The organism is Pseudomonas sp. NPDC096950 (assembly GCF_044762525.1).
In the GTDB taxonomy this organism is placed as follows: Bacteria; Pseudomonadota; Gammaproteobacteria; order Pseudomonadales; family Pseudomonadaceae; genus Aquipseudomonas.
On sequence record NZ_JBIWEL010000020.1, the window covers coordinates 1 to 25,309 of the forward strand.

General features: G+C 54.0%; 25 protein-coding genes and 3 pseudogenes. 13 read left to right on the plus strand and 15 right to left on the minus strand.

The annotated features are described in order from the left end of the window. The 3 genes and pseudogenes from ACIQY3_RS25005 to ACIQY3_RS25015 all read right to left on the minus strand — a co-directional run. Positions 1-232: pseudogene (locus ACIQY3_RS25005) on the minus strand (catalase); the annotation flags it as partial. Between the two features lie 74 nt (positions 233-306). Beyond that, on the minus strand, positions 307-1,401 hold the full coding sequence (locus tag ACIQY3_RS25010; protein WP_403025002.1) for an alpha/beta hydrolase: 1,095 nt from the start codon (positions 1,399-1,401) through the stop codon (positions 307-309). 96 nt (positions 1,402-1,497) lie between these two features. Continuing rightward, positions 1,498-2,637 (minus strand): glutathione-independent formaldehyde dehydrogenase, encoded by a 1,140-nt coding sequence (locus tag ACIQY3_RS25015; protein WP_403025006.1) that lies wholly within the window; start codon positions 2,635-2,637, stop codon positions 1,498-1,500. Positions 2,638-3,382: 745 nt separating this feature from the next. On the opposite strand from ACIQY3_RS25015, the gene ACIQY3_RS25020 reads away from it, so the two are divergent. Then, positions 3,383-4,159, plus strand: coding sequence for an alpha/beta fold hydrolase (locus tag ACIQY3_RS25020; RefSeq protein WP_403025340.1), 777 nt, complete (start codon positions 3,383-3,385; stop codon positions 4,157-4,159). A gap of 264 nt (positions 4,160-4,423) precedes the next feature. After that, positions 4,424-5,245, plus strand: a complete 822-nt coding sequence (locus ACIQY3_RS25025; protein ID WP_403025342.1) for an alpha/beta fold hydrolase — start codon at positions 4,424-4,426, stop codon at positions 5,243-5,245. Positions 5,246-5,535: 290 nt separating this feature from the next. Here the strand turns inward: ACIQY3_RS25025 and ACIQY3_RS25030 are convergent, their stop codons facing one another. Further along, the gene (locus ACIQY3_RS25030; RefSeq protein WP_403025009.1) at positions 5,536-6,303 is read right to left on the minus strand and encodes an MBL fold metallo-hydrolase; all 768 of its coding nucleotides are present in this window, start codon (positions 6,301-6,303) and stop codon (positions 5,536-5,538) included. Between the two features lie 94 nt (positions 6,304-6,397). On the opposite strand from ACIQY3_RS25030, the gene ACIQY3_RS25035 reads away from it, so the two are divergent. Next, positions 6,398-7,363: a GlxA family transcriptional regulator gene (locus tag ACIQY3_RS25035; protein ID WP_403025012.1), complete on the plus strand. Its 966-nt coding sequence runs from the start codon at positions 6,398-6,400 to the stop codon at positions 7,361-7,363. A 90-nt stretch (positions 7,364-7,453) separates the two neighbouring features. Further along, positions 7,454-7,537, plus strand: a pseudogene (locus ACIQY3_RS25040) (integrase); the annotation flags it as partial. A 105-nt stretch (positions 7,538-7,642) separates the two neighbouring features. On the opposite strand, the gene ACIQY3_RS25045 reads toward ACIQY3_RS25040, so the two are convergent. Further along, positions 7,643-7,936 (minus strand): DUF1652 domain-containing protein, encoded by a 294-nt coding sequence (locus ACIQY3_RS25045; RefSeq protein WP_403025015.1) that lies wholly within the window; start codon positions 7,934-7,936, stop codon positions 7,643-7,645. A 300-nt stretch (positions 7,937-8,236) separates the two neighbouring features. Here ACIQY3_RS25045 and ACIQY3_RS25050 point away from each other — a divergent pair, with 300 nt between their 5' ends. Next, entirely contained in the window at positions 8,237-8,485 is a 249-nt protein-coding gene (locus ACIQY3_RS25050; protein WP_403025018.1) for a DUF6555 family protein, read from the plus strand. Positions 8,486-8,828: 343 nt separating this feature from the next. On the opposite strand, the gene ACIQY3_RS25055 is transcribed toward ACIQY3_RS25050, so the two are convergent. Genes ACIQY3_RS25055 through ACIQY3_RS25065 form a run of 3 tightly spaced genes read right to left on the minus strand, consistent with a single transcriptional unit; the run spans position 8,829 to position 10,716 of the window. After that, positions 8,829-9,644 carry a DUF3618 domain-containing protein gene (locus ACIQY3_RS25055; RefSeq protein WP_403025021.1) on the minus strand — a complete coding sequence of 272 codons (816 nt, stop codon included), beginning with the start codon at positions 9,642-9,644 and terminating at the stop codon, positions 8,829-8,831. Further along, the gene (locus tag ACIQY3_RS25060; protein WP_403025024.1) at positions 9,641-10,069 is read right to left on the minus strand and encodes a phage holin family protein; all 429 of its coding nucleotides are present in this window, start codon (positions 10,067-10,069) and stop codon (positions 9,641-9,643) included. The genes ACIQY3_RS25055 and ACIQY3_RS25060 overlap by 4 nt, the downstream gene beginning before the upstream one ends. After that, a complete protein-coding gene (locus ACIQY3_RS25065) occupies positions 10,069-10,716 on the minus strand; it encodes a hypothetical protein (RefSeq protein ID WP_403025027.1) in 648 nt (215 codons plus the stop codon). Before ACIQY3_RS25065 ends, ACIQY3_RS25060 begins: the two co-directional genes overlap by 1 nt. A gap of 346 nt (positions 10,717-11,062) precedes the next feature. On the opposite strand from ACIQY3_RS25065, the gene ACIQY3_RS25070 reads away from it, so the two are divergent. Then, positions 11,063-11,467, plus strand: a complete 405-nt coding sequence (locus tag ACIQY3_RS25070) for a low affinity iron permease family protein (protein WP_403025030.1) — start codon at positions 11,063-11,065, stop codon at positions 11,465-11,467. A 144-nt stretch (positions 11,468-11,611) separates the two neighbouring features. Here the strand turns inward: ACIQY3_RS25070 and ACIQY3_RS25075 are convergent, their stop codons facing one another. From ACIQY3_RS25075 to ACIQY3_RS25100, 6 genes are all read right to left on the minus strand, one after another. After that, positions 11,612-12,727 carry a sensor histidine kinase gene (locus ACIQY3_RS25075; RefSeq protein WP_403025034.1) on the minus strand — a complete coding sequence of 372 codons (1,116 nt, stop codon included), beginning with the start codon at positions 12,725-12,727 and terminating at the stop codon, positions 11,612-11,614. Positions 12,728-13,734: 1,007 nt separating this feature from the next. Further along, positions 13,735-13,974: a hypothetical protein gene (locus ACIQY3_RS25080; RefSeq protein WP_403025037.1), complete on the minus strand. Its 240-nt coding sequence runs from the start codon at positions 13,972-13,974 to the stop codon at positions 13,735-13,737. Positions 13,975-14,419: 445 nt separating this feature from the next. Beyond that, complete coding sequence (locus ACIQY3_RS25085; protein WP_403025040.1) at positions 14,420-14,782, minus strand: response regulator; 363 nt, start codon at positions 14,780-14,782, stop codon at positions 14,420-14,422. A 22-nt stretch (positions 14,783-14,804) separates the two neighbouring features. Continuing rightward, positions 14,805-16,244: an ATPase domain-containing protein gene (locus ACIQY3_RS25090; RefSeq protein ID WP_403025043.1), complete on the minus strand. Its 1,440-nt coding sequence runs from the start codon at positions 16,242-16,244 to the stop codon at positions 14,805-14,807. 129 nt (positions 16,245-16,373) lie between these two features. Next, positions 16,374-16,490, minus strand: a complete 117-nt coding sequence (locus ACIQY3_RS25095; protein ID WP_403025344.1) for a hypothetical protein — start codon at positions 16,488-16,490, stop codon at positions 16,374-16,376. 333 nt (positions 16,491-16,823) lie between these two features. Beyond that, complete coding sequence (locus ACIQY3_RS25100) at positions 16,824-17,171, minus strand: hypothetical protein (protein WP_403025046.1); 348 nt, start codon at positions 17,169-17,171, stop codon at positions 16,824-16,826. A gap of 163 nt (positions 17,172-17,334) precedes the next feature. On the opposite strand from ACIQY3_RS25100, the gene ACIQY3_RS25105 reads away from it, so the two are divergent. From ACIQY3_RS25105 to ACIQY3_RS25135, 7 genes are all read left to right on the plus strand, one after another. Next, positions 17,335-17,580 carry a hypothetical protein gene (locus tag ACIQY3_RS25105; protein WP_403025049.1) on the plus strand — a complete coding sequence of 82 codons (246 nt, stop codon included), beginning with the start codon at positions 17,335-17,337 and terminating at the stop codon, positions 17,578-17,580. 816 nt (positions 17,581-18,396) lie between these two features. Then, positions 18,397-19,248 (plus strand): STAS domain-containing protein, encoded by an 852-nt coding sequence (locus ACIQY3_RS25110; protein WP_403025052.1) that lies wholly within the window; start codon positions 18,397-18,399, stop codon positions 19,246-19,248. A 2-nt stretch (positions 19,249-19,250) separates the two neighbouring features. Beyond that, entirely contained in the window at positions 19,251-19,613 is a 363-nt protein-coding gene (locus tag ACIQY3_RS25115) for an STAS domain-containing protein (RefSeq protein ID WP_403025057.1), read from the plus strand. Continuing rightward, a complete protein-coding gene (locus ACIQY3_RS25120; RefSeq protein ID WP_403025062.1) occupies positions 19,610-20,014 on the plus strand; it encodes an anti-sigma regulatory factor in 405 nt (134 codons plus the stop codon). The genes ACIQY3_RS25115 and ACIQY3_RS25120 overlap by 4 nt, the downstream gene beginning before the upstream one ends. Further along, positions 20,011-21,021: an ATP-binding protein gene (locus ACIQY3_RS25125; RefSeq protein ID WP_403025065.1), complete on the plus strand. Its 1,011-nt coding sequence runs from the start codon at positions 20,011-20,013 to the stop codon at positions 21,019-21,021. The genes ACIQY3_RS25120 and ACIQY3_RS25125 overlap by 4 nt, the downstream gene beginning before the upstream one ends. Then, a complete protein-coding gene (locus tag ACIQY3_RS25130) occupies positions 21,014-21,889 on the plus strand; it encodes a sensor histidine kinase (protein WP_403025069.1) in 876 nt (291 codons plus the stop codon). Before ACIQY3_RS25125 ends, ACIQY3_RS25130 begins: the two co-directional genes overlap by 8 nt. Continuing rightward, positions 21,879-23,822, plus strand: a complete 1,944-nt coding sequence (locus ACIQY3_RS25135) for a response regulator (RefSeq protein ID WP_403025072.1) — start codon at positions 21,879-21,881, stop codon at positions 23,820-23,822. Before ACIQY3_RS25130 ends, ACIQY3_RS25135 begins: the two co-directional genes overlap by 11 nt. Positions 23,823-24,449: 627 nt before the next feature. Here the strand turns inward: ACIQY3_RS25135 and ACIQY3_RS25140 are convergent. Next, positions 24,450-25,293 (minus strand): annotated as a pseudogene (locus tag ACIQY3_RS25140) (amidohydrolase family protein). Positions 25,294-25,309: the final 16 nt, after the last annotated feature.

Genomic DNA, 25,309 nt, shown 5'->3' on the forward strand with positions numbered 1-25,309 from the left:
GTTCAACAGGCAAGTTTTCGAGCACTGCGATTCGCCCTCGCAGTAAGCCATGAGCTTTGGCGTGGACGTTGCGCGTGGCGTGACCGTTGTCCTTGAGCATTGTCTCCATAATGGAACGCAGGGCCTCAGCCAACTCTTCGCTAGTCTGCGACTCATCGTCGGGAATCTGCTCGAAAGAAGGCTCAAAAGGTAATGGCCTCAATGAAGTGCTTTCTACTAGAAGGTCGCTCATGAAAAGTAACTCCGCTCGGCAATGAGATCACGGGTACGCGATTTTCTTATGGGCGTAGCATGAGAAAAACTCAATCATTTAAGGTCAGCCTTCAGTCGAGCACCGGCATACGCTTGCGCCTCCTGGGCTTTTTCAACTACCGCTGCAGTGCCAAAAAACTCGTGTGTCACACCAGAATAAAGTTTGCGCTCTACACTAACGCCCGCGCCGCGCAGCGCTTGCTCAAGCTGCGCGCCGTCATCACGCAATGGGTCGATTTCAGCGTTGATCAGCGTGACCGGAGGAAGCCCTCGCAGATTGGCGTGTACCAGATCGATACGCGGATCCTTGGTATCTGCCGGACTGGTGGTGACTTGCGAAATGAACCACAGCATCATCGGGCGGTTGAGCGGTATCGCATCGGCATACTTCATGTACGATTCGGTATCTGTGTTTGACTGTGCTACGGGATATACCGACAACACATGCTTAGGTGGGGTGAGGCCCGCTTTGTGAGCTGCAACCGCAGTTGCAACAGCAAGATTGCCACCCGCGCTCTCACCCGCGAGAGCGAGACGTTTCGGATCTCCGTTTATCGTGGATGCCTTCGTAGTAAGCCAGCGGTAAGCGGCCAAAGCATCGTCATGAGCAGCAGGGAATTTGTGTTCTGGAGCGAGTCTGTAGTCCACCGAAACTACGACAGCATTTGCGTGTTTCGCCAACCCACGTGCCCCGCCGTCATAAATCTTTCGATCCGCAAAAACCCACCCTCCTCCGTGAAAATACAACACCACAGGAAATGGCCCATTGCCCTCGGGCGTGTATACCGTCGCCGGCATTGAGCCTCCGGCGCCAGGTACCTGAATTTCACGAGTCGTCACCCCAGGAACTAGCGCGGTGGGCGTAGCGTCACGTTTCTGATCCGCTAGTACGCCCTTGACGGCGTCAGCGATGGTCGGTTGCTGACGGGCTTCGACTGGCGTGATCTTCTCAATCGCCTTGCCATCAAAACTGGCAAACTTGTTCAGAACTGTCTGCATGTCTGAATCAGTCCGCAACATGCTTTTTGTACCACTTACGGCGAGTTGAGTGACTGAGGGTTTTTCCGGATCTCTAGCGCATCCGTTAAGGAGCGTGATGGCCGCGATGGCTGACAATGCGAGGGCCAGTTTTGAATAGTTTTTTATCATTTTATTCCCCTCACGCCGACAATTAAGTCTAGTGATCAGCATTTAAAGTATTGAGAAAAGCGTCGGCTGTAATGCAACCGACGCTGACGTCGTATATCAAGCTGCAGGCTTGAGTACAACTTTTGTCCAGCCGTCATCGCGGGCATCAAAATGCTTGTACGCATTAGGCCCCTCGGCGAGTTTCAGTCGATGTGAGATGATTTGTGCGGGATTAGCCCGCCCGTGGTGAATAAGTTCGGCAAGGCGTCGGTTGTAGTGCTTGACGTTGGCTTGACCAGTACGAATCTGCTGACCCTTAAACCAAAATGAGCCGAAATCAAATGCCATCTTGCCTTGCTTAGCGAGATCATTTTCAGCACCTGGATCTTGCGGGACAAATACGCCAACGACACCAATTCCACCAGTAGCTTTGGTTGAGGCAACAAGGTTATTCATAGTCAAGTGATTAGCTTCATGACCATGGCGGTCGCAGCACTGGTAACCGACGCATTCGCAACCGCGATCCGTGCCTTTGCCATGAGTCAGATTAAGAATTTGATCCACCGCTTCCTTTTCCAGCGAGTTGATCGGGGTCGCCCCCAACTGCGCGGCCAGTTTCAAACGATCCGGGTGGATGTCGACGACAAAAACTTGCGACGCACCTTTGATCATTGCCGAGTGCGCAGCCATCAATCCGACCGGGCCTGCGCCGTAAATAGCGATGCTCTCGCCCGGCAGCAGACCCGCGAGTTCAGTTGCATGCCAGCCTGTCGGGAAGATATCGGAGAGCATAACGTAGTCGTCCTCGCGCTCCTCGGCATCTTCAGGCAGCACTAAACAATTGAAGTCGGCATAAGGCACGCGCAGCAGCTCCGCCTGCCCGCCCTGATAAGGCCCCATGTCAGCAAACCCGTAAGCGGCGCCCGCGCTGCCAGGATTGGCGGTCAGGCAAAAACCGGTGAGACCTTTTTCGCAGTTCTCGCAGAATCCGCAACCGATGTTGAACGGCAGGCAGACCCGATCGCCAACCTTCACGCGATCAACTCCTGCGCCTACCTCGATTACCTCACCGAGATTCTCATGCCCGAAGACACGCCCAGTCTCCATCGATGTACGACCTTCGTACATGTGGAGATCCGAACCGCAGATATTTGTGGTGGTGATTCGCACCAACACATCAGTGGTTTTTTCAATTTTGGCATCGGGGACGTTCTGCACACTGACATCACGCGGGCCGTTGTAAACAATTGCTTTCATGTCCTTCTCCCATTAGCTCAACGAAGGAAAGATTCGCTTGCTCAGACTTATGTGGCAGAGGGTTAAGAACGTATGTTCAATCAATCCAGCGCACGTCTGACGGACGGTTAGGCGACGAGGTAAATGTCGAAAAAAAATGAATTATATGAGAGCGCCTGTATCTATTTTCCGTACCGAAAGCTGCGTTAAATAAATTGCAAATTGAAGAGTTGCCTGATGAAGGACGGTTTAACAAAGCACTGAGGCGGTTTCTATTACAAAAATCTCGATGATTTTTGGTAAGCGCCCGCCCGAAGTCCCCTTGCACGACTCAGGCAGATACCCACTGATGCGGCAGCAGTTGGTCAATGGGAGCCTAGCTCATATTGCCGCTCGCTAAGACTGGTAGCTAAACACCCAGTTCTATCCAGCTATCTGCGTCCGACCTGACAATCCGTCGATCACATTGGCCCAATAGACATCCTAGTTACGAATGGCAGGGGACGGCTTGCCAGGGTCGCGAGGGTGGTGAGATCGAACGCCTGCATGCAGCTTCTGCTCTCTCGTAATACTGCCTATAGACCCCTTCGCTACTCATTTGAGAGCAACAGCACACGAATACAATCGCCTTACCTTTGTACGCACTAATCTGATTATCGCTTAGCGTGTCGAAGAGGCTGCGTGTGGATAAACACTCGCTCTTCAAATTCATGTTCGGTGTTCTCCAAAACCTGCAATACACCCTTGGATGGAACCCTGTATGAAACTGAAAAAATTAGTGATCCAGCTAGCCTTTTCTGCTGCGATGGTTGGCGCAACGTCCGCCATGGCCGACATAAGCAAACCGACCATTGTGCTCGTTCACGGTGCTTTCGCCGGCTCCAGCAGTTGGAACGGCGTAATCAAGATTCTTGAGAAAGATGGCTACACCGTTATTGCTGCCGCCAACCCGTTGCGCAGTGTTAAAAGCGACGCCCAATCCATTACTAATCTGCTCCAGGGCATCAAGAGCCCGGTGGTGCTGGTAGGCCATTCCTATGGGGGCCCGGTCATCAGCGAAGCGGCCTATGGACAAGCCAATGTGAAAGCACTGGTGTATGTCTCCGCTTTTGCACCTGAAGCCGGTGAAAGCGCCGTCGCGCTCACCGGAAAATTCCCGGGGGCGACCCTTGGCCCAACGCTCGGCGCTCCAGTAGCTCTGGAGGGTGGCGGTAAGGATCTCTACATCCAGCAGGATAAGTTTCCCGCTCAATTCGCAGCCGACGTCCCCGTTGCCGACGCCCGCTTGATGGCCGCTACTCAGCGCCCCGTCACTGAGCAAGCACTGAACGAAGTGGCAACGGACGCTGCATGGAAAACCATTCCTTCGTGGTGGATCTACGGCGACAAGGACAAGAACATCCCCCCGCAAGCCATGAAGTTCATGGCTGAGCGGGCGAAGTCCAAACAGACGGTGGTGGTCAAAGGTGCGTCTCACGTAGTCATGGTTTCCAATCCAAAACCAGTCGCCCAAATCATCGAGGCCGCTGCAAAGGCTCTGTGAGAAACACCCGAGCCTTTTGAATCACCCGTTCAAGCATTAATTCACGCTCACTTGTTGAGCCAAGATCCTGAGTCTGACTCTCGTGCGATGCCGAGAGCAGGAGGTACTGTGTCCGATCAATACAACGCCCCATCGAGTTCTCGCAGGCAGGTACTCAAAGTTGGCGCCACGGCGCTGGCTGCCGGTTCAATTTCGGGAATGGTGATGGGTAGCAACGTTGCCCAGGCGGCAACTTCGGCCCCGACTAAAGAAGGACATAACGAAATGACCAGCTTCACCACCAGCGACGGCACCGAAATCTTCTACAAAGACTGGGGCACCGGTCAGCCCATCGTTTTCCACCACGGCTGGCCTCTCAGTTCCGACGACTGGGACGCGCAAATGCTGTTCTTTGTTTCCAAAGGCTATCGAGTGATCGCTCATGATCGCCGGGGTCATGGTCGCTCAACGCAGACCTCAACCGGGAACGACATGGACACCTACGCTGCGGACGTTGCAGCCTTGGTCGCTCATCTCAAGCTGAAAAACGCAGTGCACATCGGCCACTCCACCGGTGGCGGCGAGGTGGCTCGCTACGTCGCTCAGCACGGCGCGGGCATTGTAGCCAAAGCTGTCTTGATTGGCGCAGTGCCACCAATCATGGTCGAGTCCGCCAGCAATCCTGGCGGTCTGCCGCTCGACGTGTTCGATGGCTTCCGTTCAGCGCTCGCTGCCAATCGCGCACAGTTCTATAAAGAAGTGCCTATTCCGTTCTACGGTTACAACCGTGAAGGCGCCGTCATCTCTGAAGGCGTGAAGGAGAACTGGTGGCGCCAGGGCATGATGGGCGGCGCGAAGGCACACTACGACTGCATCAAGGCATTCTCGGAAACCGACTTCACCGAAGACTTGAAAAAAATCACAGTGCCGGTTCTGATCCTGCACGGGGACGACGACCAGATTGTCCCGATTGCCGACTCCGCTGAGCTGTCTATCAAACTGGTTAAGAACGGCACCCTTAAAGTTTACAAGGGCTATCCGCACGGCATGTGCACCACTCACCCAGAGGTTATCAACGCCGATTTGCTGGCATTCATCAAAAGCTAATGCCAGATGGGCCTTCCATAAAATATATGGGAGGCCTAACTGTTCCGCGTCCGATGCACTTCATCCTGCATGACCGCCCCGGGAAAGCTTCCCCTGATGATTCAGCCATGACTTAAACGCCGGATCCCAGCTTAAGGGATGGGCTGACGCACTACATCGAAGAGTGACCCATGCTCATCGACCCGAAGTGTCGGTTCCGGCCAAGAGCGGAGATTACCGACCAATCCAGTCAAATCACAGCGGCCACTGGCCTCAGTCATCTCCACACCAAAAGTCGCAACCTGCCGCCTTCAAAAAGCGACTGTCTCGCCGTCCTCCAAAACCATTAAATGAACACCCGCGCTCATCGCTGCTTTGGAAAGTTCAGTTCTGGTAGTCGGACAATGGCTTAAGGCTTCGAGGTGATTGGCAACCACCTTTCCATGGCACAAGCGCGTGAACTCAATGACCTCCTCAACTCCCATGATTATTTCGCCGCCAAAGTCGAATCGTGCTCCCCCTGCAGGTACTACACAGACATCAGGTTGATGTTTCGCAACGAATTCCCGCACGGTGGAGGTCAGTACTGTGTCGCCGGCCAAGTAAACACTGGGCTCACCAGGCATCTCGATGAAGTAACCAACGCCGTGTTCCATCAACTTACCTACTAGCCCCAGCCCATGGGTGCATCTGACCGTACGAATGATGCCGTTCAGAAAAGGGCCAGGCTGCTCGTGTGCCGCTAATAGCGGCTGGACGGTTAGGCCTTGCGCCGAGAGATAAGCAGCATCATGAGGCGTGCAGATTACCGGCAACTTCTTTTCCCGCAACCACCGTATTCCTGCTCGATCCAAATGATCAAAGTGCCCCTTCTGACAGTGCGTGATCAGACAGTGCGTGACCGAGTCGAGCGCCGCTGGAGCTTCTGCGGGCAACTCGACCAGAGGATTACGTTGCCGAGCAACGAAGAGGCGCAATGGCGGTAGCGCGCCTTTCCGGGCCAGCATGGGGTCGACAAGGACGCGGTAGGGGCCCAAGTCCAGAATGATCGTTGCATTGCGGATCTGTTGGAGTTTCATGCGAATCCCTCTAATGAAGGACTCCATCCTGCCTAGCCAGGCTCAGCAGCATAATGTCAGAATTGGACATCTTTAGTTCATTTTTAGACAAGCCATGCCGGAAACCTTACGTGTTGGATTGCTCCTGTTTTCAAATTGCATGCCTGCCGGGCTTTTCGCTTTCGCCGACCTTTTGCACGCGGCCAATCAACGGACGGGTCGCAAGCTCTTCGAGGTTCACTACGTCGGCCTAAAGGCCGGGCCTGTCGAGTGTGCTCATGGGGTGAGCTTGCACGCGATCTCCCTCGACAGTGGCGAGTTGGATGCACTGCTGATTCCTGGCTTCTGGGCAGAGTCAGCAATACAGGTCGAAGAGACTCTCGCGACCCATCCCGCCTTGGTGAAAGCCTTGTCGACGCTTGGCAGGCGCGTGCAACTCTGGAGCTATTGCACGGGAGTTTGCTTACTGGCGGCCAGCGGTCGGCTCACCAGACAAGCTGCCACGGTGACGTGGTGGCTGGCTGATGCTATGCAACGACGCTTCACGGCTGTGCACTGGCAGAGCGAGCAAAGTTGCATTCTCAACGTTCGAACTGCCACGGCGTCGGGTGTGAGTGGCTACCTACCCATTGCCCAGAAACTGATTGAGCGCCGTGTCAGTGGGGATGTATTCAGAGACCTCACCCAGTTGATGGTGCTCCCACGTCCAGCCATTCCCCACGCCGCTTTCCAAAGCGCGAGCCTCATGGAGCAGCCTGGTAGTTTGCTGCGAAAGCTGCACACCCTCATCGAGCAGACTGCCGCCGAACAGCTAACGGTGCAAGCGCTGGCGACCCGGCTCGGGATGTCGGATCGCACACTGGCGCGCAAGGTCAGAAGCGAAACCGGTCAGTCCGTGGCGACCTACGTCCGGCGGATCAAGCTGTACCAAGTCAGTGAGCGTCTGACCTTGACCTCTTTACCCGTGACTACCATCAGTTTGGAACTCGGGTTCAGCAGCGATGCCAATTTGCGGCGGATGTTCAAGGGCCTTACCGGGCACACACCAGCGCAATACAGGCAACGTTATGGGCGTCTGTAACTCGCTACCAGTAAGGCATCGCATATGTGCAGGGGGAAGAAAGTGGAGCACTCACTGCTGGTTCGACGTCAGCTTTTTAACCAAGCTCCGCGAGAGCGCGATGTCGCTCACGGCGAGCACGCATCATCACGAGCCATGGTGATGCAGCAGAAAACGCAGCGGCCTGTGCAGTTTCATAACCTGCCAATCGACTCTGGCCAAAGAATCCCACCCTCACCTGATTGCCAGTTTCGGTTTGATATCAAATCTATCGAGCGGTCGCAACGCTGCGGGTTAAGATCAACTAGCTTCAACTCTTCGCACATTCGATTCAAAGCTAGTTCTGCGGGCAGCCATTTCGCTGCGTAACTCACCGATCAGATTGGCAATCGCACGACTCGAAGTGAGCGGCGCAGTCGACACTCCTGTCACCAACAGCTCAACACTGCCTGATGAAGGCTCCGTGACCTTGATCATCAAATAGCCATCAGAATTCAACGTGCATGAACAGGACAAAGGCAGGAAACCGCACTCAATAATATGTCGGAGTTCAAGAGCGGAGATCATCACGTTTGCCCTAAAGGGAATATGCATTAATTGTTGTCCAGATTGGGAAGCAGTCAAGGGTTAAAATGGCGTGAGCGGGTAATGAATCTGAACATCCATTTGCTGAAACGATGCACCTCCTCGAAGAACTGCCGCATATTTGTTCTTAATAAAATGTCAGTTTCGCTATGACCCCTCTAGCTCAAAGCTGTTCAGTGCTTGCTAGAAAAATTTTCGATTCAATGCGCAGCCAGTGGGTTAAAAATCGTGTTTTGAAGAAATGCAGGAAAACGTTGAATTTATTACTGGTTGGACGATTCATCTACCTATGCGCGTAAGGAGAGATCCATGAGCCAAACTGATATTTTCGTCATCGACTACAAGCTTCATGGGCAGTCAAAATCTTTTGTCATTCGCACGAGAACGATGCGCGGGTCGGATGCGTGGCATTGGGCAAGCTGCGATGCCGGCTTAGTCCCGATACCCAAACCTGGTAAGCCTCCATTGAAAGTCATATCTAGGCCTCAGGCAGAACGGTTCGGCGTAACTGAAGTGAAATGGCGCGAGACTGCCGCCTTGGTCTGGACGGAAGTATAGGCATGCCTGTGAAGGTGTCGGATTTCCGCCGAGCACATGTAGCAAATAAGTGAGTTCTAGCGCGAGTCACAGGTGGAATTCTGTCCGGCGGGGAGAATACCGAGGCGTCTGAAAATGCGTAACGCTCTAATCTATTCAGTTCAGCAGGCTGAGAATCTGAGCAAGCAATTTCGGCTCTCGCGCCAACGTCCATTGTTCTCGGGAGTATTCCTTCCGATCAACCTGAACATTTCCCGGTTAAAGATTCGATTTCAAACAAAGTTATGGGGCTGCCGAAGGCTTACTCACGGAACACGAACAAGAAAAAGGAGGCCTTGTCGCTGGCCTCCCGGTTGTCGCAACTTTAAGATGTCCCTAGACCGCTGGAGAGGTCTGAACTCGTCGTAGACGCAGAGTTTTGGGGTGAATCCGTCCGCCCCTCTGCGTCTGTCGTCTTCGTCACGGTATCGCGTACTGCCTCGTAACCCTCTTGAGCTTGCTTTTTGACTTTGTCGACCAGGCCCGTACTGGTTCGCCCCATGTAGCGCTGCTCTGTCGGCGTGGTTGGTAGCGCCGCGCCAATGAGAGCACCCAACGCGATACCTGCCGCTGCGACAACTAACGGCTGCTCCTTGAGCACTTGATTGAACTGCTGCCCCAATGCCTGGGTACTGTGATTCAACCGGTCGCCTGCATCATGCAAAGCATGACTGAGGTTTTCCCCGGCGGCTCCGACGTTATCGCCGAGGTGACTAGCCTTGCTTTTCAAAGATTGGTATCCCTCTTTAAGAGAGTCGGCGGTGTGGTTAAGGCCGTCGCGCGCACTGTCGAACCCCTCTGCCAGGCCATCCGCCCAATCCCCTGCCCTGTCCTGATCCGGGCCGGTGCGATACACCGGTTGCGGCACCGGCGGGCGATTCTGACTCATCATCATCCACAGCAGGCCAATGGAGGTCAGCACCACAGGAACCGGATTGTTACGAACGCTGGTGCCCAGATTGCTGATGAACGTCGAGCCGTTGTTCTGCATCATGCCCCACGCCTGATCGATCATTTGGCCGGGGGTAAACTTGCTCTCTAGTTTGTCGACAATGTTGCCGATGCTGGCACGCTGCGCGTCGATCTCACGCTCTATCTGCTCAGGACTTTTTTCGGATTCGACTTTCAGGTCGGTATTCATGAGACTTTCCTCCGCAGCGCTTCTTGGTCTTTGTTCAAGGCGTCCAGCGTCCGGTCAGGCTTGAGGTGGGACGGCTCGAATTGTTTTTTCCCCGATTGCAGCATGGCAAACCCGATGATCATCACGACAACACCGACGATCAGTGCAGCCACCCAGGGTGCCATGAACAGACTCAAACCGTAGACCGCCGACATCAGCAAAACTATGAAGCCTGCCAAAAACACGATGGCTCCGCCCGCGACCGCTGCGACACCCGCCTTAAGCGTGTTGAGGCTCGACTGAAGCTCAACTTTCGCTAATGCCAACTCCTTGGTAAACAACGCGGGAACTTCTCGGGATAATTGGCGCAATAGGCTAATCATCGATGGGTCTTCAGGTTGAGTAAGTGGTCTAGAGCCTGGGAGCTCTGAATCGTCTCTGTTCATCACAGTGCTCCTTTCGCGCTAGGCGTAGCAGGCGTCGTCGACCCTGCAAAGTCCGAGGAGTGGTCTGATTCGCCCGGTGTGCTTGGTGCTATACCTGTAGCCAACCCGGGGTTCGGATCGGACGGCATTGGAGGGGAAGTCTCGTAAGGTCGTTGCGCACCAAACCCTGCGGAGGGCGGTTTAGAGCTGCTCGCCGCCGGATCGTGACTCGCGGTGACGGTCGCGGCAGCGGGGCTGCCAGCCTTTAGAAATCGCGATAGACCGAAACCCAACGCGATGCTGCCGGCAATGAATAAACCGGGACTGTTGCGAGCCAGATTGGCTGCGTCGTGCAGCAGCTGTTCCGCACTTTTCCCGCGAAGGTTACCCGCCAAACCGGTCATGGACTCAGCCATGTCGGTCAAATAGTCGGACATGCCCAGGCTATCCTTGTCTTCGATTTCCGAGATGAAGCTTTTCGCGCCCTGTGCCAATGCCTCGATCTGGTCAGCGGCGGTATCTCGATACTGGCCAAATTGCGCATCTGCTTGCTGTCTCGCACCACCGAGCGCCTCGGTAACGTCCTCCTTCAAGTGTTGAAAATCCTGAGGTTTCCCATCATCTGGTGTATCCGATGGGGCTCCGGCCCTGCTGTCTGAAGTATTCATGTCGTCCCTCGCTTTCTGATGAAAACGTCAACGGGACTGCGCAGCACGATTGCTATGAGCCCCTCAGAGCAGAGGACGGATTAGTTAATGGGAGAGTTCAAAGTGGTTGATGAGCGTCAACCTGACGCCTCAGATGCGGAGATAGATATGTCGCGGGCGGCTTAAATCGTCGATGAGCGCTTGCATTCGTTCCAAGGAACGTTCGGGAAGGAGCACTGACGGCGGTAGCTTCATGTGTCCGGATTCCCAAAACACATCACAGATGCCCGACGAACGGTCAATTTGTAATAAGATATTTCATAGTCTCGTGTGGTCTATGGCTTATCCACCACCAGAGTTCGCAATCATGAAATTCGCACGTTTCTGCCAATCACTATCGAATTGGACTGGCAGCTCGAAAACATTCCTTCTAGCTATCGCCTTGATCGGAGTTTGGGCGCTCACGGGGCCGTACTTCCACTACAATGATACTTGGCAGCTCATCATCAACACATCGACGACCATCATCACTTTCTTAATGGTATTTCTGATCCAAAACACGCAAAATCGCGACAACGATATTTTGCATCTCAAAATTGACGAGTTGATACGCGCAACTAACGATGCGCAGAACGCCACTTTGTGTTTGGATAAGATGGGTTCTAGAGATCTACGAAAACTTCGTGAGCAGTACAGCTCGTTAGGTGAAAATGATCAAGTCAATCTTGGCACAGCTAAGGCCGTAGACGCTTACGGACATACAGCTCGCTAAACAGCGTGAATGGATCAACTGAGCTAGCGTTCTTAAGTTGGTCTCGTTGGCTGCGGCCCAATCAGCTCATTTCTGAAGCAACCGGTGAGTCGAGCATTTCAACAATTAACTTCGACTAGCTGCTCAATGAATCAGACATGTATTCTAATGCGGAAATTTAAGTGTGCACTGCAGCCCTGGGTGCATATTCAGAATTGAAATCTCGCCACGAAGCTGGCGGGTCAGTGATTTAATTATTTTCATTCCGACGGACGAGTGTTTTTGGAGATCAAATCCGTCAATGAGCCCTACTCCCCTATCCGCCACCGTGAGTAGCACGTTATCTCCAGACGCCTTTAATTCAACAAGCACCTCGCCTGGTGCCCCATGTGGATAGGCGTATTTGAGGGCATTGGTGACCAGTTCATTTAGAACAAGAGCCAATGGAATTGCCTTGTCCAATGGTAAGATTATCTCAACCATGTCGACGACAAAACTTGTTTGCAAGGGCGCAGAACCTCGAAGCCCATCTATCAACTCTGCAAGGTAAAGGCCGGCGTTGACCGTCTCCACTTGATCGGCTTGATACAGCTTTTCATGGATAACCGCGATGCTTGCGATTCTTCTGATGGTGTCCACCAGCGCAGCACGCGCTTGAGGATCCGTTAACTGCCGTACTTGGAGTTGAATTAGTCCAATTATGAGCTGCAAGTGATTCTTCGTTCGGTGATTGATCTCCTTAAGGAGCATATCTTTCTGCTCCAGAAGCAAATTTTTCTGTTTCAGCGATCGCCTTAACTCCAATTGAGCCATGACCTGTCTGGCTAATGTGGCAAGGGCCGTTTTCTGTCGCTGGGTTAGCTCTCTTGGGTGGCGGTCGAGAATGCACAGTGTGCCTAGGCCAAAGCCTTCTGGCGTTTCCAATAAGCAGCCAGCGTAGAAGCGGAGACCCTCATCCGGCGTGACAAGCGGATTGGAGCTCATCCTTGGGTCATCCCTCAGATCCGATATGACGGTGACGCCCGGTTGAAGGAGGACATGACGGCAGATGGAAACATCCAAAGGTGTCTCGCGGATGCCTAACCCTATTTCAGCCTTAAACCATTGGCGATGGCTGTCAATCAGATTAATTACGGAGATGGGTGCTTCACAGATGGAGGCGGCCAAGTTGACAAGCTCGTCGAAATGGGACTCGCGGGGGGTATCGAGGATTTCGTAGCCATGCAGCGCTGCGAGACGCTCAGGAGAATCGCATGGATCAGTAAATAGTTGCGCAATCATGAGGGCTCCATCACAGGGGGCAGACTACGTGAGCGTGCACAAACCCAAACGAAATCACGGAAATTAACCGCACAGGCTGATGGACATGGGAATGAACATGAGCATACACGCGTTTAGTGATTTTCCTTCTTTGAATATTCTGTTTCGCCAGGATAGAAACGTAAATGCATCAGAGGTTACAGAGGCACTACTCGTTGAACCTGGCGCGAGCCTAAGGCCACGCGAAAGCTGAGGCTCCCTGCTCGCCTTCGCACGGAGGAAAGCAGGAAATGATGGACGCGGTGGGATGTCGTCTACTTATGTCTTGAGAGTCAGACATCATCTACGCCCGCGCTAATTTTAGCGCGCATGTGATAATGAAGGCGCTGAGGGGTGCCACCAGCACTTCGTTGATGGACGGTAGTCAGAAAAGGTGCAGTACAGAGGTTTAAGCTATGAAGATCAAACTCGCATTCGCCATGTAATGCACCAATACGCGTGCGGAAGTCACACGCCGAACAGGGAAATAACGGTTATAAGGAAGCCCGTGCCCATGATAAAAACCATAAGTGTCACCGTTAGCAAAACCACCTCATTTCGCATAACACACCGCCGATTTCACGCAATTATAGAGATTAATCATGCCTGCTAAGCCGAGCGCATTGTAAATGTTACACAAAGAATTTTTATACGACTCAACCTAGGAAATCAATGCCTTGCTTGAGCCAATGCAAAATTAATACATATCTACAACATTTATTGAACAATTATTTTAGATTGATCGATTACTGGCGTCATTCATATTGAACAACCTAATGAAGTAACGCTTGATCATAATAATCCACAACTCTAGCCATCGTGCGGAAGTTGCTGCTTTGATGATTCCTGGCCCGCTCCCTGCGGGCCGTTTGTACACCGCTGCAGAAATCTGAGTCATCACCCATCATACGCTTCTGACCCAACCTGATTGATTGGAAACCTTCCCTGGAACGCCTGTGGTTAACCATGGTTGGAGTTGTATTCCACGATTAACGAGCGTCCTGTTGCTTTTCCGTTATTGCTGCATCCGTGTCTTCCCGGCCTCGATCGGGATCCATTTCGACATCGTCATCATCAATGGGGCGCTCACCTTCGTTATCAGTGCTCTCGTCTACGCCACCCTCCTTCATCGGGTCAACCTCGGTGCGGTCGGGATTCAGCGGATCTGGTGAAGAGGGGATGGGATCTTCCCCACTCATATCACCTTGTAGCCTTGGATCGTTATTCATACACACCTCTCGATACCCTCATCATTGGGGTATGTAGGTTGGACGGGCCCCCAATTTCTAGCGTTCGATTTTTCGACTGACCGATTGTCGGCACCCTGGCTGCGTCACAACCTTGACGAGCGAACTGGTTAGCGTTTTTTACCCAAAGCGTCGTCCGTACAGGTTGGGAGAGACTACACACATCAGCAATCACTGGTTCTCCACCTTTTGAGATCTGAATCGTCTGCAGTGACGATCTATCGCCCTATCGGAGGTGTGTCGGTGATTCAACCTTTCCGTTGGATGCCATGACACTGGAAACCATATCGCTCAGGTTTAATGGCGCAGACAATGTTGGGCCGGGCCGACGGATCGAACACGATATTGCGAGCCAAGTAGGGCCAAATTCGCTCAGTGCTCCGATAATCTTGGACGTGTAACTGAGCACGCTTCAGAAGGTTACGTACTATTCAGAAGCCAGCAGCTTCTTGACTTCGGCAATGATCAAATTGATATCAAATGGCTTGGCTAATACAGCATCAAACAAATCCGATCTCTGCATGCCTATGTGTGCCTGGGCACCGCTCATCAAGATGATCGGCAAATGATTTGCCAAAGGAAGGGCGCGGACGGCTGTTGCGAATTCCAAGCCGTCCATGACCGGCATCATAAAATCGGTAATGATCAAAGCGGGCCTTTCTCTTTCCAGCACCTCAAGCCCCTTCTGGCCATTGCTGGCCTTCACGGCCATGAACCCCTCATCCTCAAGCGCAAAGCTGAGAATGTCAGCGATCAAATACTCGTCGTCGACGACCAGGATGGTGGTCATTTAATTCAACCCGCTCAAAAGCTTAAGAAATTGAACCGGGCGATGACTCAGCGGGGACTGATGGTTCATGTCTTGAAGCCTTTTCCAAGAAAACGTCTTGATCGCGAATGACGACCTCGAATCGAGATGGGTCGTAAGAGCTGTCTCGTATTTTAAGAATGGAAAGCGTCCTGGTTAGTTCACAGCGATTCTCAGAGAACCGCATCAGCATCAGGTTGTCGACGATGCTGGACAGGTCAGAGTTAGGCGAGCTGACCTCGGAGCCAAATAGATCGCGCATTTCCCAAGACGCGAATACCGTGACGCCCCTGGATCGCAGCTCGTTCATCAGGGCACTGAAAAAATCAGTAATCCGTGCCGAATTTGTCGTCACTCGCGTCATGCCGCTGAGGCTATCGATGAACAAGCGCTTGATGCCCTTTTCTTTGACGATACTCAGGAGTCGTGCGCCCAGCCCGTCTAGAAGGCCTTCAGTAGTGGGCTGCCATGCAATGCTCAAGGCGCCGCTTTCTTCCATGCCCTTAATATCGATGCCAAGTGAAAGGCCTTTTAGATGTAATCGTTGTGGACTTTCGTAGAAGCCAAAATGCAGTCCCGGAGCTTCCACCGTCGACTCCGCTAGAAACTTAAGACCAAGCGTCGTTTTACCTATGCCGGAAGGCCCTATGACTAGGGACACACTTGAGCTGTGCAGCCCCCCTCCCAATATTCCATCCAGCGAGACGATGCCGCTGGAAATACGCGTCAAGTCTGCGCTATCGGGAGAAGACGGGTGGCTATAGAGACTTTCAAGTCGTGGATATACCACCAATCCCTTTTCAGTAATCTCACATTCATGGAGACCGGTCATTGCTCCGCTACCACGTGTTTTGCGCAGCTGAATACGACGCACTGAACGAGTGCCATACAGCTCTTCGCCCATCTCAATCACGCCATCAACCATGGTGTGCTCAGGGCTGCCGTCGTCGAGACGGGAACTGGTAAGAAACAGCACCGTACAACCAGCGAAAGCGGCGTGTCCCTGTAGTTCGGAGATAAATTTCTTGGTGTCGACAGGCGAATCAGCTTTAGAGCGCGCATTGAGCAAACCGTCCACCACCATAACCGTGGCCTTCTGACGACTTATCTCGCGCCGAAGCAGTTTCACTACTTCACCGAGACCTTCGTTTTCCAAGGTGTCAAACGCGCTAACAAATTGAATTTCGGCGCCAACTTTGGATGCGTCGAAAAAGCTCAGCGTTGAAAGGAACTGAAATAGACGGTCATGTGACTCGGCCAGTAATGTGGCGACCAAAACTCGGCCTCCTTTACTCGCATGATGAAAACCGAGCTGATTGGCAAGGATTGTTTTTCCAGACCCTGGGCGCCCTTGGATAATGTATGAAGCACCTTCGACCAGCCCGCCCTTGAGCAGAGCGTCGAGCCCTTCTATTCCGCTTTGAAGGCGTTTTAGCTTTTCCACAATGCGACCCTGATCAGAAAAACAGGCTGTTTAAGCCGAGTGAATGGAATGCTAACGCCATTTTGCCCGCGAGGCCATTCACTCCTAGAGCATGGGCGGGAGAACAGCCTCAAGTGGGTCACTTTTCGGTTAGCGGCAGCAATCTTGGGCCCAAGTTTGCAGAGCGCGTACACACCGGCTCCCAGTTAGGTGCCGCATCACAATGTGTCCATGCTCAGCGGTGATCGAGCGATCAACCACCGCCATATCACCATCGAATATCCCGGCCCTTTCCACGCTGAGACCATCGACGCGCACGAGTTAGATATGCGGCGTTCGGATTTCTAGGAGCTCGTCGACGGGGATTTATTGTTGAAGAATGATCAGCTGTTGGCGATGGCAACCCAGCAGGGAGTTTGAACGAGTAAAACGGGAGCTGGGTACCCCTTCTGGCAGTGTCCCGAGAATTGTAACGCTCATAAGACATGCCTCAATTTAAACTGTATATACATACAGCCGGCAACGAAGACTACTTGCGGTCGGTCACGACCGAGAAATTAGGCTAATGGCCCGTGGATGAGCGCAGTAACGCGAAGCCTCCTATAGGCCTAGATCTCGGCCCAGCTGATCATCCTTAATTTCGTCGGTGGCATGACCACTCTTCATGAGATGCAGTTGCAATTGATCGCGCAAATGCAATTTCAAACGAGACCTAAGCTCGACGTAGTCTGCAGACTGGCCTGCTTGGATATCATGGCGTGTCATCACGTCGCGCAGCACCCTGATGCTCTCCAGGCCAATCCCTGACGCGAACAACCGCACGGTAGGATCAAGCCCTGGTTCTCTCTTGAAACCGCCGACCGCCTCTTCAAGGAGTCGCACAAACGCTGACGAGTCACATGTCCGCTGCGCCAAGCGCCAAACATCACATTCAAGTTCTTGTTCCATCTGCACTCCCAGTTCCTATGACGAACTCGCTCTAATGCGAACGTTGTCCGACACGGGTATTTTTTCAAAAAAATGACTCGTTGTTTGAAATCAAACTGGAAGCAGCGGCTTACGCCGCAAAGGGAGCGACTTTGCTGTACCCGCGAGGAAAGGCAGACGACTTGTGTTCAATCTTCTAAATCGTAGGGAAAAGCCAAAAACAAAAGCACCAGCAGAAGCAGAAGCAGAAGCAGAAGCAGAAGCAGAAGCAGAAGCAGAAACCGACATGGATGCTCTGATCCTGACCATCGAAGGTGGGGTCTTCGAGATCGCTGCTTTTCTTTTGCTCTCAAATATAAGAGATCCGTCGCGCAAAAAATTTTTCAAGGGGGCGCCTGAAAAAATATTTTCCTTGACACGTCAACACTAAAACGTAGGAAGCATGCCAGTCGCTAAGGTTCATACTGAGATAAGTCATGCAAAATCTGACCGGATCAAAAGATGTTCTCCGCTCCTAGAGCGAATGGTCGGTTCAACAAGTGTTCGCCATACCCAATTTTTCGATCAAGAAACGTTCTGGTGCGATGGCTCGGACGCTGGCCGGTGGTTAGAGGAGACTGCGAAACAAATAACCGGTCAGACGCATTACGAAGAACATTCTGTTATCTCACACAACCAGCTGGGCACCGCTGGTGCCGCTTCTGCGTACATTCGGCGGCTCGGCCCATAATCCGGACGTACTCCACCAGAACTCAAACTCACTGCGTGATCGGCCCATAATGCGCTCCAATTCTCGGAGAGATTTTTGAGTACGACATTTGTATTATTGCCTCCAAGTGCAAATCTGTCCGTGATGCGAATAAATAGTTCAGTGTAAATGGCGGATGTTGGCTGAAAGCACGCGCCAGCATGCTACCTTGACGCCGCAATGGTTGAGACAAATAGGTTGCCGAAACGAACAGTTTAGAGGCCCGCCTGAATTTGGCTTCTACATTTGCATTACGAACCTGACCGATTTCTACCCCATCGTGACCGATAAATATCAGGTAAATGACGACATTGGGTCAGGCAGAATTTATGACTCTATGTCGCTTCCACGCGAAGCGGTCGGCATTCCGAACACTGATTTTTCACCCGCTGTAAATCACGTAAAAATTATCAAGACTATTTCTGATGGCTAGGGTCATCCCATTCGCGCCGGTAGCATAGGCCAACCGGCTCCCCACATGTACGGAGCAATAGGCACATGGCAGCACTGCAGAACAGCACACTCGATGCGATGAAAAACAAGCAGACGCAACTGCTGGGCGAATGGATCAATGGCCTGCAATCCAGCGGCGCCACCCGTAATTTGAAAGACCACGATGTGCAGCAACAGACCAGCGAATTCCTGCAACTTTTGGTCACTGGTATCGAGAAAGACAACGGTACCAACATCGCCACACCGGGCTGGGAAAGCACCCGCCAGTTCCTCGAAAAGCTCTCCCACATCCGCGCATTGCTCGGCCAGGATTCGCAGCAGACCGCCAGTTTCATCTTCGCTCTCAAAGGCCCGCTGTTTAACCTGTTGCAATCCCATTACAAAGAACAACCGGCTCTGCTCGCGGAACAACTCTGGGAAATTTCAGAGCTGCTTGACGCTTTCGGCATGCACACCATCCGCACTTTCCAGAAATCCCGCGAAGCGGTGATCAAACGTCAGCAGGAAGAACTGCTGGAGCTGTCGACCCCGGTGGTCAAGCTGTGGGACGGCGTATTGGCGTTGCCGATGATCGGCACCCTTGATTCGCAACGCACTCAAGTGGTGATGGAATCGCTGCTGCAACGCATCGTCGATACCGGCTCCGAGATCGCCATCATCGACATCACCGGCGTACCGACCGTCGATACCCTCGTTGCTCAACACCTGTTGAAAACCGTCACCGCGATCCGCCTGATGGGCGCTGACTGCATCATCAGCGGCGTGCGTCCGCAAATCGCGCAAACCATCGTCCACCTCGGCCTCGACCTGCAAGGCGTCGTCACCAAAGCCAATCTGGCGGACGCGTTGAAACTAGCCCTGACCCGTTTGGGTGTCAGCCTCGTCAAAACGATTTAAGCATGGAACGTATCCCGATTCTTCAGATGGGCGACTTTCTGCTGGTGACCATTCAGGTCGACATGCACGACCAACTCGCCCTCACCCTGCAGGACGATTTGTCCGAACGCATCAGCAAAACCTCGGCGCGCGGGGTGTTGATCGACATCTCGGCGCTGGACATGGTCGACTCGTTTATTGGCCGGATGATCGGTACGATTTCTGGTCTGTCGAAAATCATGGACGCTGAGACGGTATTGGTGGGTATGCAACCGGCGGTAGCGATTACCCTGGTTGAACTCGGCATGACCTTGCCGGGCGTGAGCACCGCACTGAACGTCGAGCGCGGGATGAAACTGCTCTGGGATCGAGTATTGCAACAATGACCGTGCGCAGCAGCGGTACTCAAGCGATTCAAATCGAGCAGGACGTGGTGCTGGCGCGCCAGACCGCGCGCAAGCTGGCGACCGAATGCGGCATGCGCCTGATCGACCTGACCAAAATGGTCACGGCGGTCAGCGAGCTGGCGCGCAACACCATGGTTTACGGTGGCGGCGGCGACATGGATTGGCAAATTCTCGATGAGGATCACAAGGTCGGCCTGCGCCTGACCTTCCGCGATGAAGGCCCGGGCATCGCCGATATCAAACTGGCGATGACGGACGGCTGGACGTCCGGCAGCGGCATGGGGCTGGGCCTGACCGGCGCGAAACGGCTGGTCGAAGAGTTTGAGCTGAACACTGAACCTGGCAAAGGCACTCGAATAACGATCACCCGATGGACATGAATATCGGCACAAGCCTGACGCAAGTGCTGCCGATCGAGGACAGCAGCCAGATCGGCTACGCACGGCGTACCGCTCAGCAACTGGCCGAACAGCATGGCTTCGATGAGCGTGATGCCGGACGCGTGGCGCTGGTGGCAACAGAGCTGGCAAGCAACATACTCAAGCACGCCAGCCACGGTGAAATGCTCCTGCGGGTGTTGCCGCGCCCAGATGGTTTCGGTATCGAAATGCTCGCCGTTGACCGCGCACAGGGCTTTGATTTAGAGGCTTGTCTGGCCGACGGTTTCTCGACCGGTGGCACCCAAGGCATCGGTCTTGGCTCAATTTCGCGTCAGACGGAAGTTTTTGATGTCTACGCTGATGCCCGTGGCGCGGTGTTGTTGGCGCGACTGTACCCGCGCACTGACCGGGCGCCGGACATTCGTTTTGGTGTCAGCCAGCACTCGCTGCATAACGATCCCGCGTGCGGCGACGTCTGGCACCTGGCCTATGAGGACGGCAACATCAGTGCGCTGATCGTCGATGGCCTGGGCCACGGTGAGGAAGCCGAACGCGCAGGTCTTGCAGGCGCCAAAACCTTCGCCCTGACGCCGTTCGCCGAACCGGTGATGCTGATGGAAGACTTGCACCGCGACATGATTGGCAGTCGTGGTGGCGCCGTCGCGTTTGCTCAGTTCGATGCCGGACGCGACAGCCTGACCTTTGCCGGCGTTGGCAACATCGGCGCCAGTCTAATCGCCGCCGACAAATCCCGAGGGCTGGCCTCGCACCCGGGCATTGTCGGTGTGCAATACCGGAAAGCCCGCCCCTTTGACTATGCTCACGCGAACGGACATCTATTGATCATGTACAGCGACGGCTTGCAGTCCCGTTGGAATCTTCAAGACTACCCCGGCCTGGTGCACCGCCATCCCTCCGTGATAGCCAGCGTCCTGCACCGCGATTTCTGTCGCGGACGCGACGATGTCACGGTGTTAGTCGTTGCCTTGGAGGCCGCCCATGCCTGAGTCGCCCATTCTCAACAGCGCCGAGCAGACCGCGCTGATTGCGCAGTTGCAGAGTGAAACCGCCGCCCTGCGCGAAGAACTAGATGAAACCAATCAGGGCGTGCTGGCCCTGTACGCCGAACTCGACACCCAGGCCGAGGAACTGCGTCAGGCCTCGGATTTGAAGAGCCGTTTTCTGTCGTACATGAGCCATGAATTTCGCACGCCATTGGGTTCAATCCTGAGCATCAACAGCCTGCTCGCCGATGAGATCGACGGCCCGCTCAGCCCCGAACAGCACAAACAAGTCGCGTTCGTCAGCTCCGCAGCCCGCGAGCTCAGCGACATGGTCGATGACTTGCTCGATCTGGCCAAAATCGAAGCCGGGCGCGTCAGCATTTCCCCGGCGTGGTTTGATATGTTCGACCTGTTCTCTGCACTGCGCGGAATGTTCCGACCGATTGCCGATGCGACGGCAGTGGATCTGATCTTCGAAGAGCCGGTCGGCCTGCCACGGCTGTACACCGACGACAAAAAACTTGCGCAAATCTTGCGCAATTTCATTTCTAACTCGCTGAAGTTCACCACCCGTGGCGAAGTGCGGGTCTCGGCACGGCTCGAAGGCATGGACAAAGTACGTTTTGCCGTCAGTGACACCGGCATCGGTATCGCGCCAGAACTGCATGGCGCATTGTTCGAAGATTTTTCCCAGGTTGACTCACCGTTGCAGAAACGGCTGCGCGGCACTGGCCTGGGACTGTCGTTGTGTAAACGCTTCGCAGCCCTGCTGGGCGGTGAAGTCGGGCTGGAAAGTAAGCCGGGGGTCGGTTCGACCTTCTTCGTGGTCATTCCGCTGGCGGTCGCTCTGGAGAACGTCGATGAAACGTGATATCCGCCTGTTGATCGTCGACGACAACGTCGCCACACGCTACGCCCTCCGCAGGCGTCTGGAGCGCCACCATTACCAAGTATTGGAGGCCAGTACCGGCACTGAGGGGCTGGCGCTGATCGAAAACGAAACGCTCGATGCGCTGATCCTCGACGTCAATCTACCGGACATGAGCGGCTTCGACATCGTTCGCATCCTGCGTGCTGATGCTCGCACCGCGCTGTTGCCGGTAATCCACGTTTCTGCCGCGTCGATCCAGACCGGCGACATCATCACCGGCCTCGACGCCGGCGCGGATGCTTATCTGATTCATCCGGTCGACCCGGACGTGTTGCTGGCGACCCTGCGCACGCTGATGCGGGTGCGCGACGCGGAAAACGCATTGCGCGAGAGCGAGGCCAGGTTCCGCGAGATTTTTGCCAACGTGTCGGCACCGATCGCGGTGCTTGATGCCAGTCTGAAGGTACACGAGTGCAACTATGCCTTCGCCCAGCTGATCCAGGACAATCAGGATCCGCAGGCGCTACGCGAATGCTTCGCCAATGATCAAAGCGCAATCCTCAATGAACTGCGCCTGCGACTGGTCGATGGCGAACGCTGGAAAGGCACGCTGAACATGCGCGTGCTCGGTGAGATTCGCGAAACCGAGTGGCAGATTTCCCCGTACCGCACGCCGGAATTGAGCTTGGTGTTTGTCGAAGACGTCACCGAACACCGCCATCGCGAGCGCTCGCACCTGGCGCGACTGGACGACACCACCACGCAACTGGCCAAGGAAGTCGCCGAGCGCGTGCGCACCGAATCGCAGTTGTTGCAAGTGCAGAAAATGGACGCCTTGGGCAAGCTCACAGGCGGCATCGCTCACGACTTCAACAACTTGCTGACCGGCATCATCACCAGCTTGGAACTGATCCAGAAACGCGTCGCCGACGACCGTCTGGACAAGGTGATGTTTTACTCCGAAGCCGCGCTGAACTCGGCCATGAGTGCTGCCGCCCTCACCCACCGCCTGCTGGCATTTGCCCGTCAGCAACCGCTCGATACGCGTCCGGTGGACATCAACGAGCATGTACGTTCGTTGGAAGAACTGCTGACACGTACCATCGGCGAACGCATCAACCTTAAGCTTGAACTGACCACTAAATCGGCGATCGCGCTGGTCGACCCGGTGCAGCTGGAAAGTGCAGTGCTCAATCTGGTGATCAACGCCCGCGATGCGTTGCCTTCCGGCGGCAATATCTGGGTCAACACCTACGCCGCTTATTCCCATGGCGATCCGAATCTGGCCGATGGCGCTTACGTCGCCTTGTCGGTGCGCGACGACGGTACGGGCATCGAACACAACGTGATCGACAAGGTCTTCGATCCGTTCTTCACCACCAAACCGCTGGGCCAGGGAACGGGGTTGGGGTTGTCGACCATTTATGGTTTCGCCCGCCAGTCCGGGGGCGATGCGCACATTCGCAGCGTCGCGCGGCGCGGTACCGAAGTGACGATCATGCTGCCGGCGACCAGCGACCCGACGGGCGCCGACATTCCCGCGCCAGTGGTTGATCCGCTAGGGACTGGCGAGCATGTTTTGATCGTTGAGGACATGCCGTCCGTGCGAATGTTTGTCACTGAAGTGCTGGAGGACGCCGGTTATCGCTGCACGCAGGCGGCTGATATCGAAACGGCGCTGGAGCGCTTGCGAAACGACCCGTCGATCAATTTGCTGCTGACTGACGTCGGTTTGCCTCGCATGAGTGGCCGGGAATTGGCGGATGTAGCGCGAGGTTGGCGTGAGGGTTTGCCGATTCTCTTTATGACCGGGTACGCGGAAACGGCGCTCGATCGCCAGGTATTTCTGGGCAGCGGCATGGATATGCTGACTAAACCGTTTCAGATCAGCGAACTGCTGAAAAAGGTTAGGCAAAGAATGGATGCTGAGTAGCAAACGTTGGTTCGATAAGTGAAGCAGGATTAGAGGTGAATGGCTGAATGTGGCCTATCGGCAAGCCGTCCTTAATAGTTCTCCGCCTGCTTTATCCCGAATAGCGGGCAGCTTATTGGGAAAGCCGTTTCGGGCAGGTAGGTCCACACGTATGTAACCGACGGTCTGAACTTATCATGGATGATTGCTTCTCATTAAGTTATGCCGCGTTTGGTTTGGTTAGATTGCTGCGGTTACCTCGGCCAGGCCTTTCGTAAATCACCTTACGCGAGAGAGATGGTAGCCGGTCAATAGCCACCCGTTGCTGCAGTTCTGAGCTCAGCTTACCTAATAGAGCGGCCCTCGTTCCCACCGCCTCTGTCTAATTGCAGAAACATTGGCTACTGGTTGATATGGTCATCTCTTGATGACCCTACGTAAAATGCGAGACAGCGCATCCACCGAACAAGGCTTGTTAACCAGTTCTAATCCATATATTCCGTGCTCGGCTAGAACACAGCTATAGCTAGATGTGAGAACGACTGGAGCCTGCGGATGCAGTCCCGGAGCTTTTTACCTAGCTCAATCCTGCTCATGCCAGGCATACCAACATCTGTGAACACCCTATCGAAACGGGAACCCTAAGTCTTAGCTTTCGACTTTTGCAAAACCGAATAACATTCGAGGAACTTGAACCAGCAACGAATAGCTAACCTGCGCCGAATACTCCAGGGCTTGCAACTGATCGACTATGGTGCTGACCGATGCTTTGCTCATGCTGCGTATGTGGCCAGTCGGTGCCCCACATCAACTGACGAAGGCTGAAACTTTGTTCCAGCAGCGGTAACGCCATTCGAGCGAAATTTATGTTCTGTTGCGGCGTACCTCCCAAACGATAGATTCTCGATACCTTCACCCAGATCGAACCCTTTGATCCCAACTCCAGTAACTCGCAAAACCTGGGCTGATCGACGCCCGAATTGGCATCCGGCCGACCAAAGTGATCAATCACCAATTTCAAACCGAATGGCGGCAATTGATGGATCAGTCCCGGTAGATCCTTTACCTCCCGATGCAACTCGACATGCCAGTCAAGATCAGCGATGTGGCTGAAAAACTTTCTCCAGGCGCTGTTACGAAAATCAGGTAACGCCTTACCCATCAGGTCCAAGCGAATGCCGACCACGCCCAGGTGATCCATGTCATTCAACATGGCACGACTGACGCCCGGTTCCACCACTACCACGCCTCGCAACTGATCCGGCGCTTGCCTCAACGCCGCCAGCAAGTAGCTGTTGTCGGTGCCAAGAAAGCTCGGTTGCACCAATACGCCATGACTCAGACCATGAGTGTGCAATTGCGTCAGATACTGCTCAAGCGTAACGTCGTAATTAGGGGTGTAGCGCGGTGCACCGACTGGATTTAGAGCACGGATAAAGACATGAGCATGGGAGTCGATGCCGATGATCGGCGTAGAACAGGTGTCAGTCATAACGTTCTTCTATAGA

What these genes read in the sequence shown, in the direction of transcription:
- ACIQY3_RS25010 (WP_403025002.1), bottom strand. Translation starts at nt 1,401, where the DNA reads ATGATAAAAAACTATTCAAAACTGGCCCTCGCATTGTCAGCCATCGCG.
- ACIQY3_RS25015 (WP_403025006.1), bottom strand. Translation starts at nt 2,637, where the DNA reads ATGAAAGCAATTGTTTACAACGGCCCGCGTGATGTCAGTGTGCAGAAC.
- ACIQY3_RS25025 (WP_403025342.1), top strand. Translation starts at nt 4,424, where the DNA reads ATGACCAGCTTCACCACCAGCGACGGCACCGAAATCTTCTACAAAGAC.
- ACIQY3_RS25030 (WP_403025009.1), bottom strand. Translation starts at nt 6,303, where the DNA reads ATGAAACTCCAACAGATCCGCAATGCAACGATCATTCTGGACTTGGGC.
- ACIQY3_RS25035 (WP_403025012.1), top strand. Translation starts at nt 6,398, where the DNA reads ATGCCGGAAACCTTACGTGTTGGATTGCTCCTGTTTTCAAATTGCATG.
- ACIQY3_RS25045 (WP_403025015.1), bottom strand. Translation starts at nt 7,936, where the DNA reads ATGCATATTCCCTTTAGGGCAAACGTGATGATCTCCGCTCTTGAACTC.
- ACIQY3_RS25050 (WP_403025018.1), top strand. Translation starts at nt 8,237, where the DNA reads ATGAGCCAAACTGATATTTTCGTCATCGACTACAAGCTTCATGGGCAG.
- ACIQY3_RS25055 (WP_403025021.1), bottom strand. Translation starts at nt 9,644, where the DNA reads ATGAATACCGACCTGAAAGTCGAATCCGAAAAAAGTCCTGAGCAGATA.
- ACIQY3_RS25060 (WP_403025024.1), bottom strand. Translation starts at nt 10,069, where the DNA reads ATGAACAGAGACGATTCAGAGCTCCCAGGCTCTAGACCACTTACTCAA.
- ACIQY3_RS25065 (WP_403025027.1), bottom strand. Translation starts at nt 10,716, where the DNA reads ATGAATACTTCAGACAGCAGGGCCGGAGCCCCATCGGATACACCAGAT.
- ACIQY3_RS25070 (WP_403025030.1), top strand. Translation starts at nt 11,063, where the DNA reads ATGAAATTCGCACGTTTCTGCCAATCACTATCGAATTGGACTGGCAGC.
- ACIQY3_RS25075 (WP_403025034.1), bottom strand. Translation starts at nt 12,727, where the DNA reads ATGATTGCGCAACTATTTACTGATCCATGCGATTCTCCTGAGCGTCTC.
- ACIQY3_RS25080 (WP_403025037.1), bottom strand. Translation starts at nt 13,974, where the DNA reads ATGAATAACGATCCAAGGCTACAAGGTGATATGAGTGGGGAAGATCCC.
- ACIQY3_RS25085 (WP_403025040.1), bottom strand. Translation starts at nt 14,782, where the DNA reads ATGACCACCATCCTGGTCGTCGACGACGAGTATTTGATCGCTGACATT.
- ACIQY3_RS25095 (WP_403025344.1), bottom strand. Translation starts at nt 16,490, where the DNA reads ATGGCGGTGGTTGATCGCTCGATCACCGCTGAGCATGGACACATTGTG.
- ACIQY3_RS25100 (WP_403025046.1), bottom strand. Translation starts at nt 17,171, where the DNA reads ATGGAACAAGAACTTGAATGTGATGTTTGGCGCTTGGCGCAGCGGACA.
- ACIQY3_RS25110 (WP_403025052.1), top strand. Translation starts at nt 18,397, where the DNA reads ATGGCAGCACTGCAGAACAGCACACTCGATGCGATGAAAAACAAGCAG.
- ACIQY3_RS25115 (WP_403025057.1), top strand. Translation starts at nt 19,251, where the DNA reads ATGGAACGTATCCCGATTCTTCAGATGGGCGACTTTCTGCTGGTGACC.
- ACIQY3_RS25120 (WP_403025062.1), top strand. Translation starts at nt 19,610, where the DNA reads ATGACCGTGCGCAGCAGCGGTACTCAAGCGATTCAAATCGAGCAGGAC.
- ACIQY3_RS25125 (WP_403025065.1), top strand. Translation starts at nt 20,011, where the DNA reads ATGAATATCGGCACAAGCCTGACGCAAGTGCTGCCGATCGAGGACAGC.
- ACIQY3_RS25130 (WP_403025069.1), top strand. Translation starts at nt 21,014, where the DNA reads ATGCCTGAGTCGCCCATTCTCAACAGCGCCGAGCAGACCGCGCTGATT.
- ACIQY3_RS25135 (WP_403025072.1), top strand. Translation starts at nt 21,879, where the DNA reads ATGAAACGTGATATCCGCCTGTTGATCGTCGACGACAACGTCGCCACA.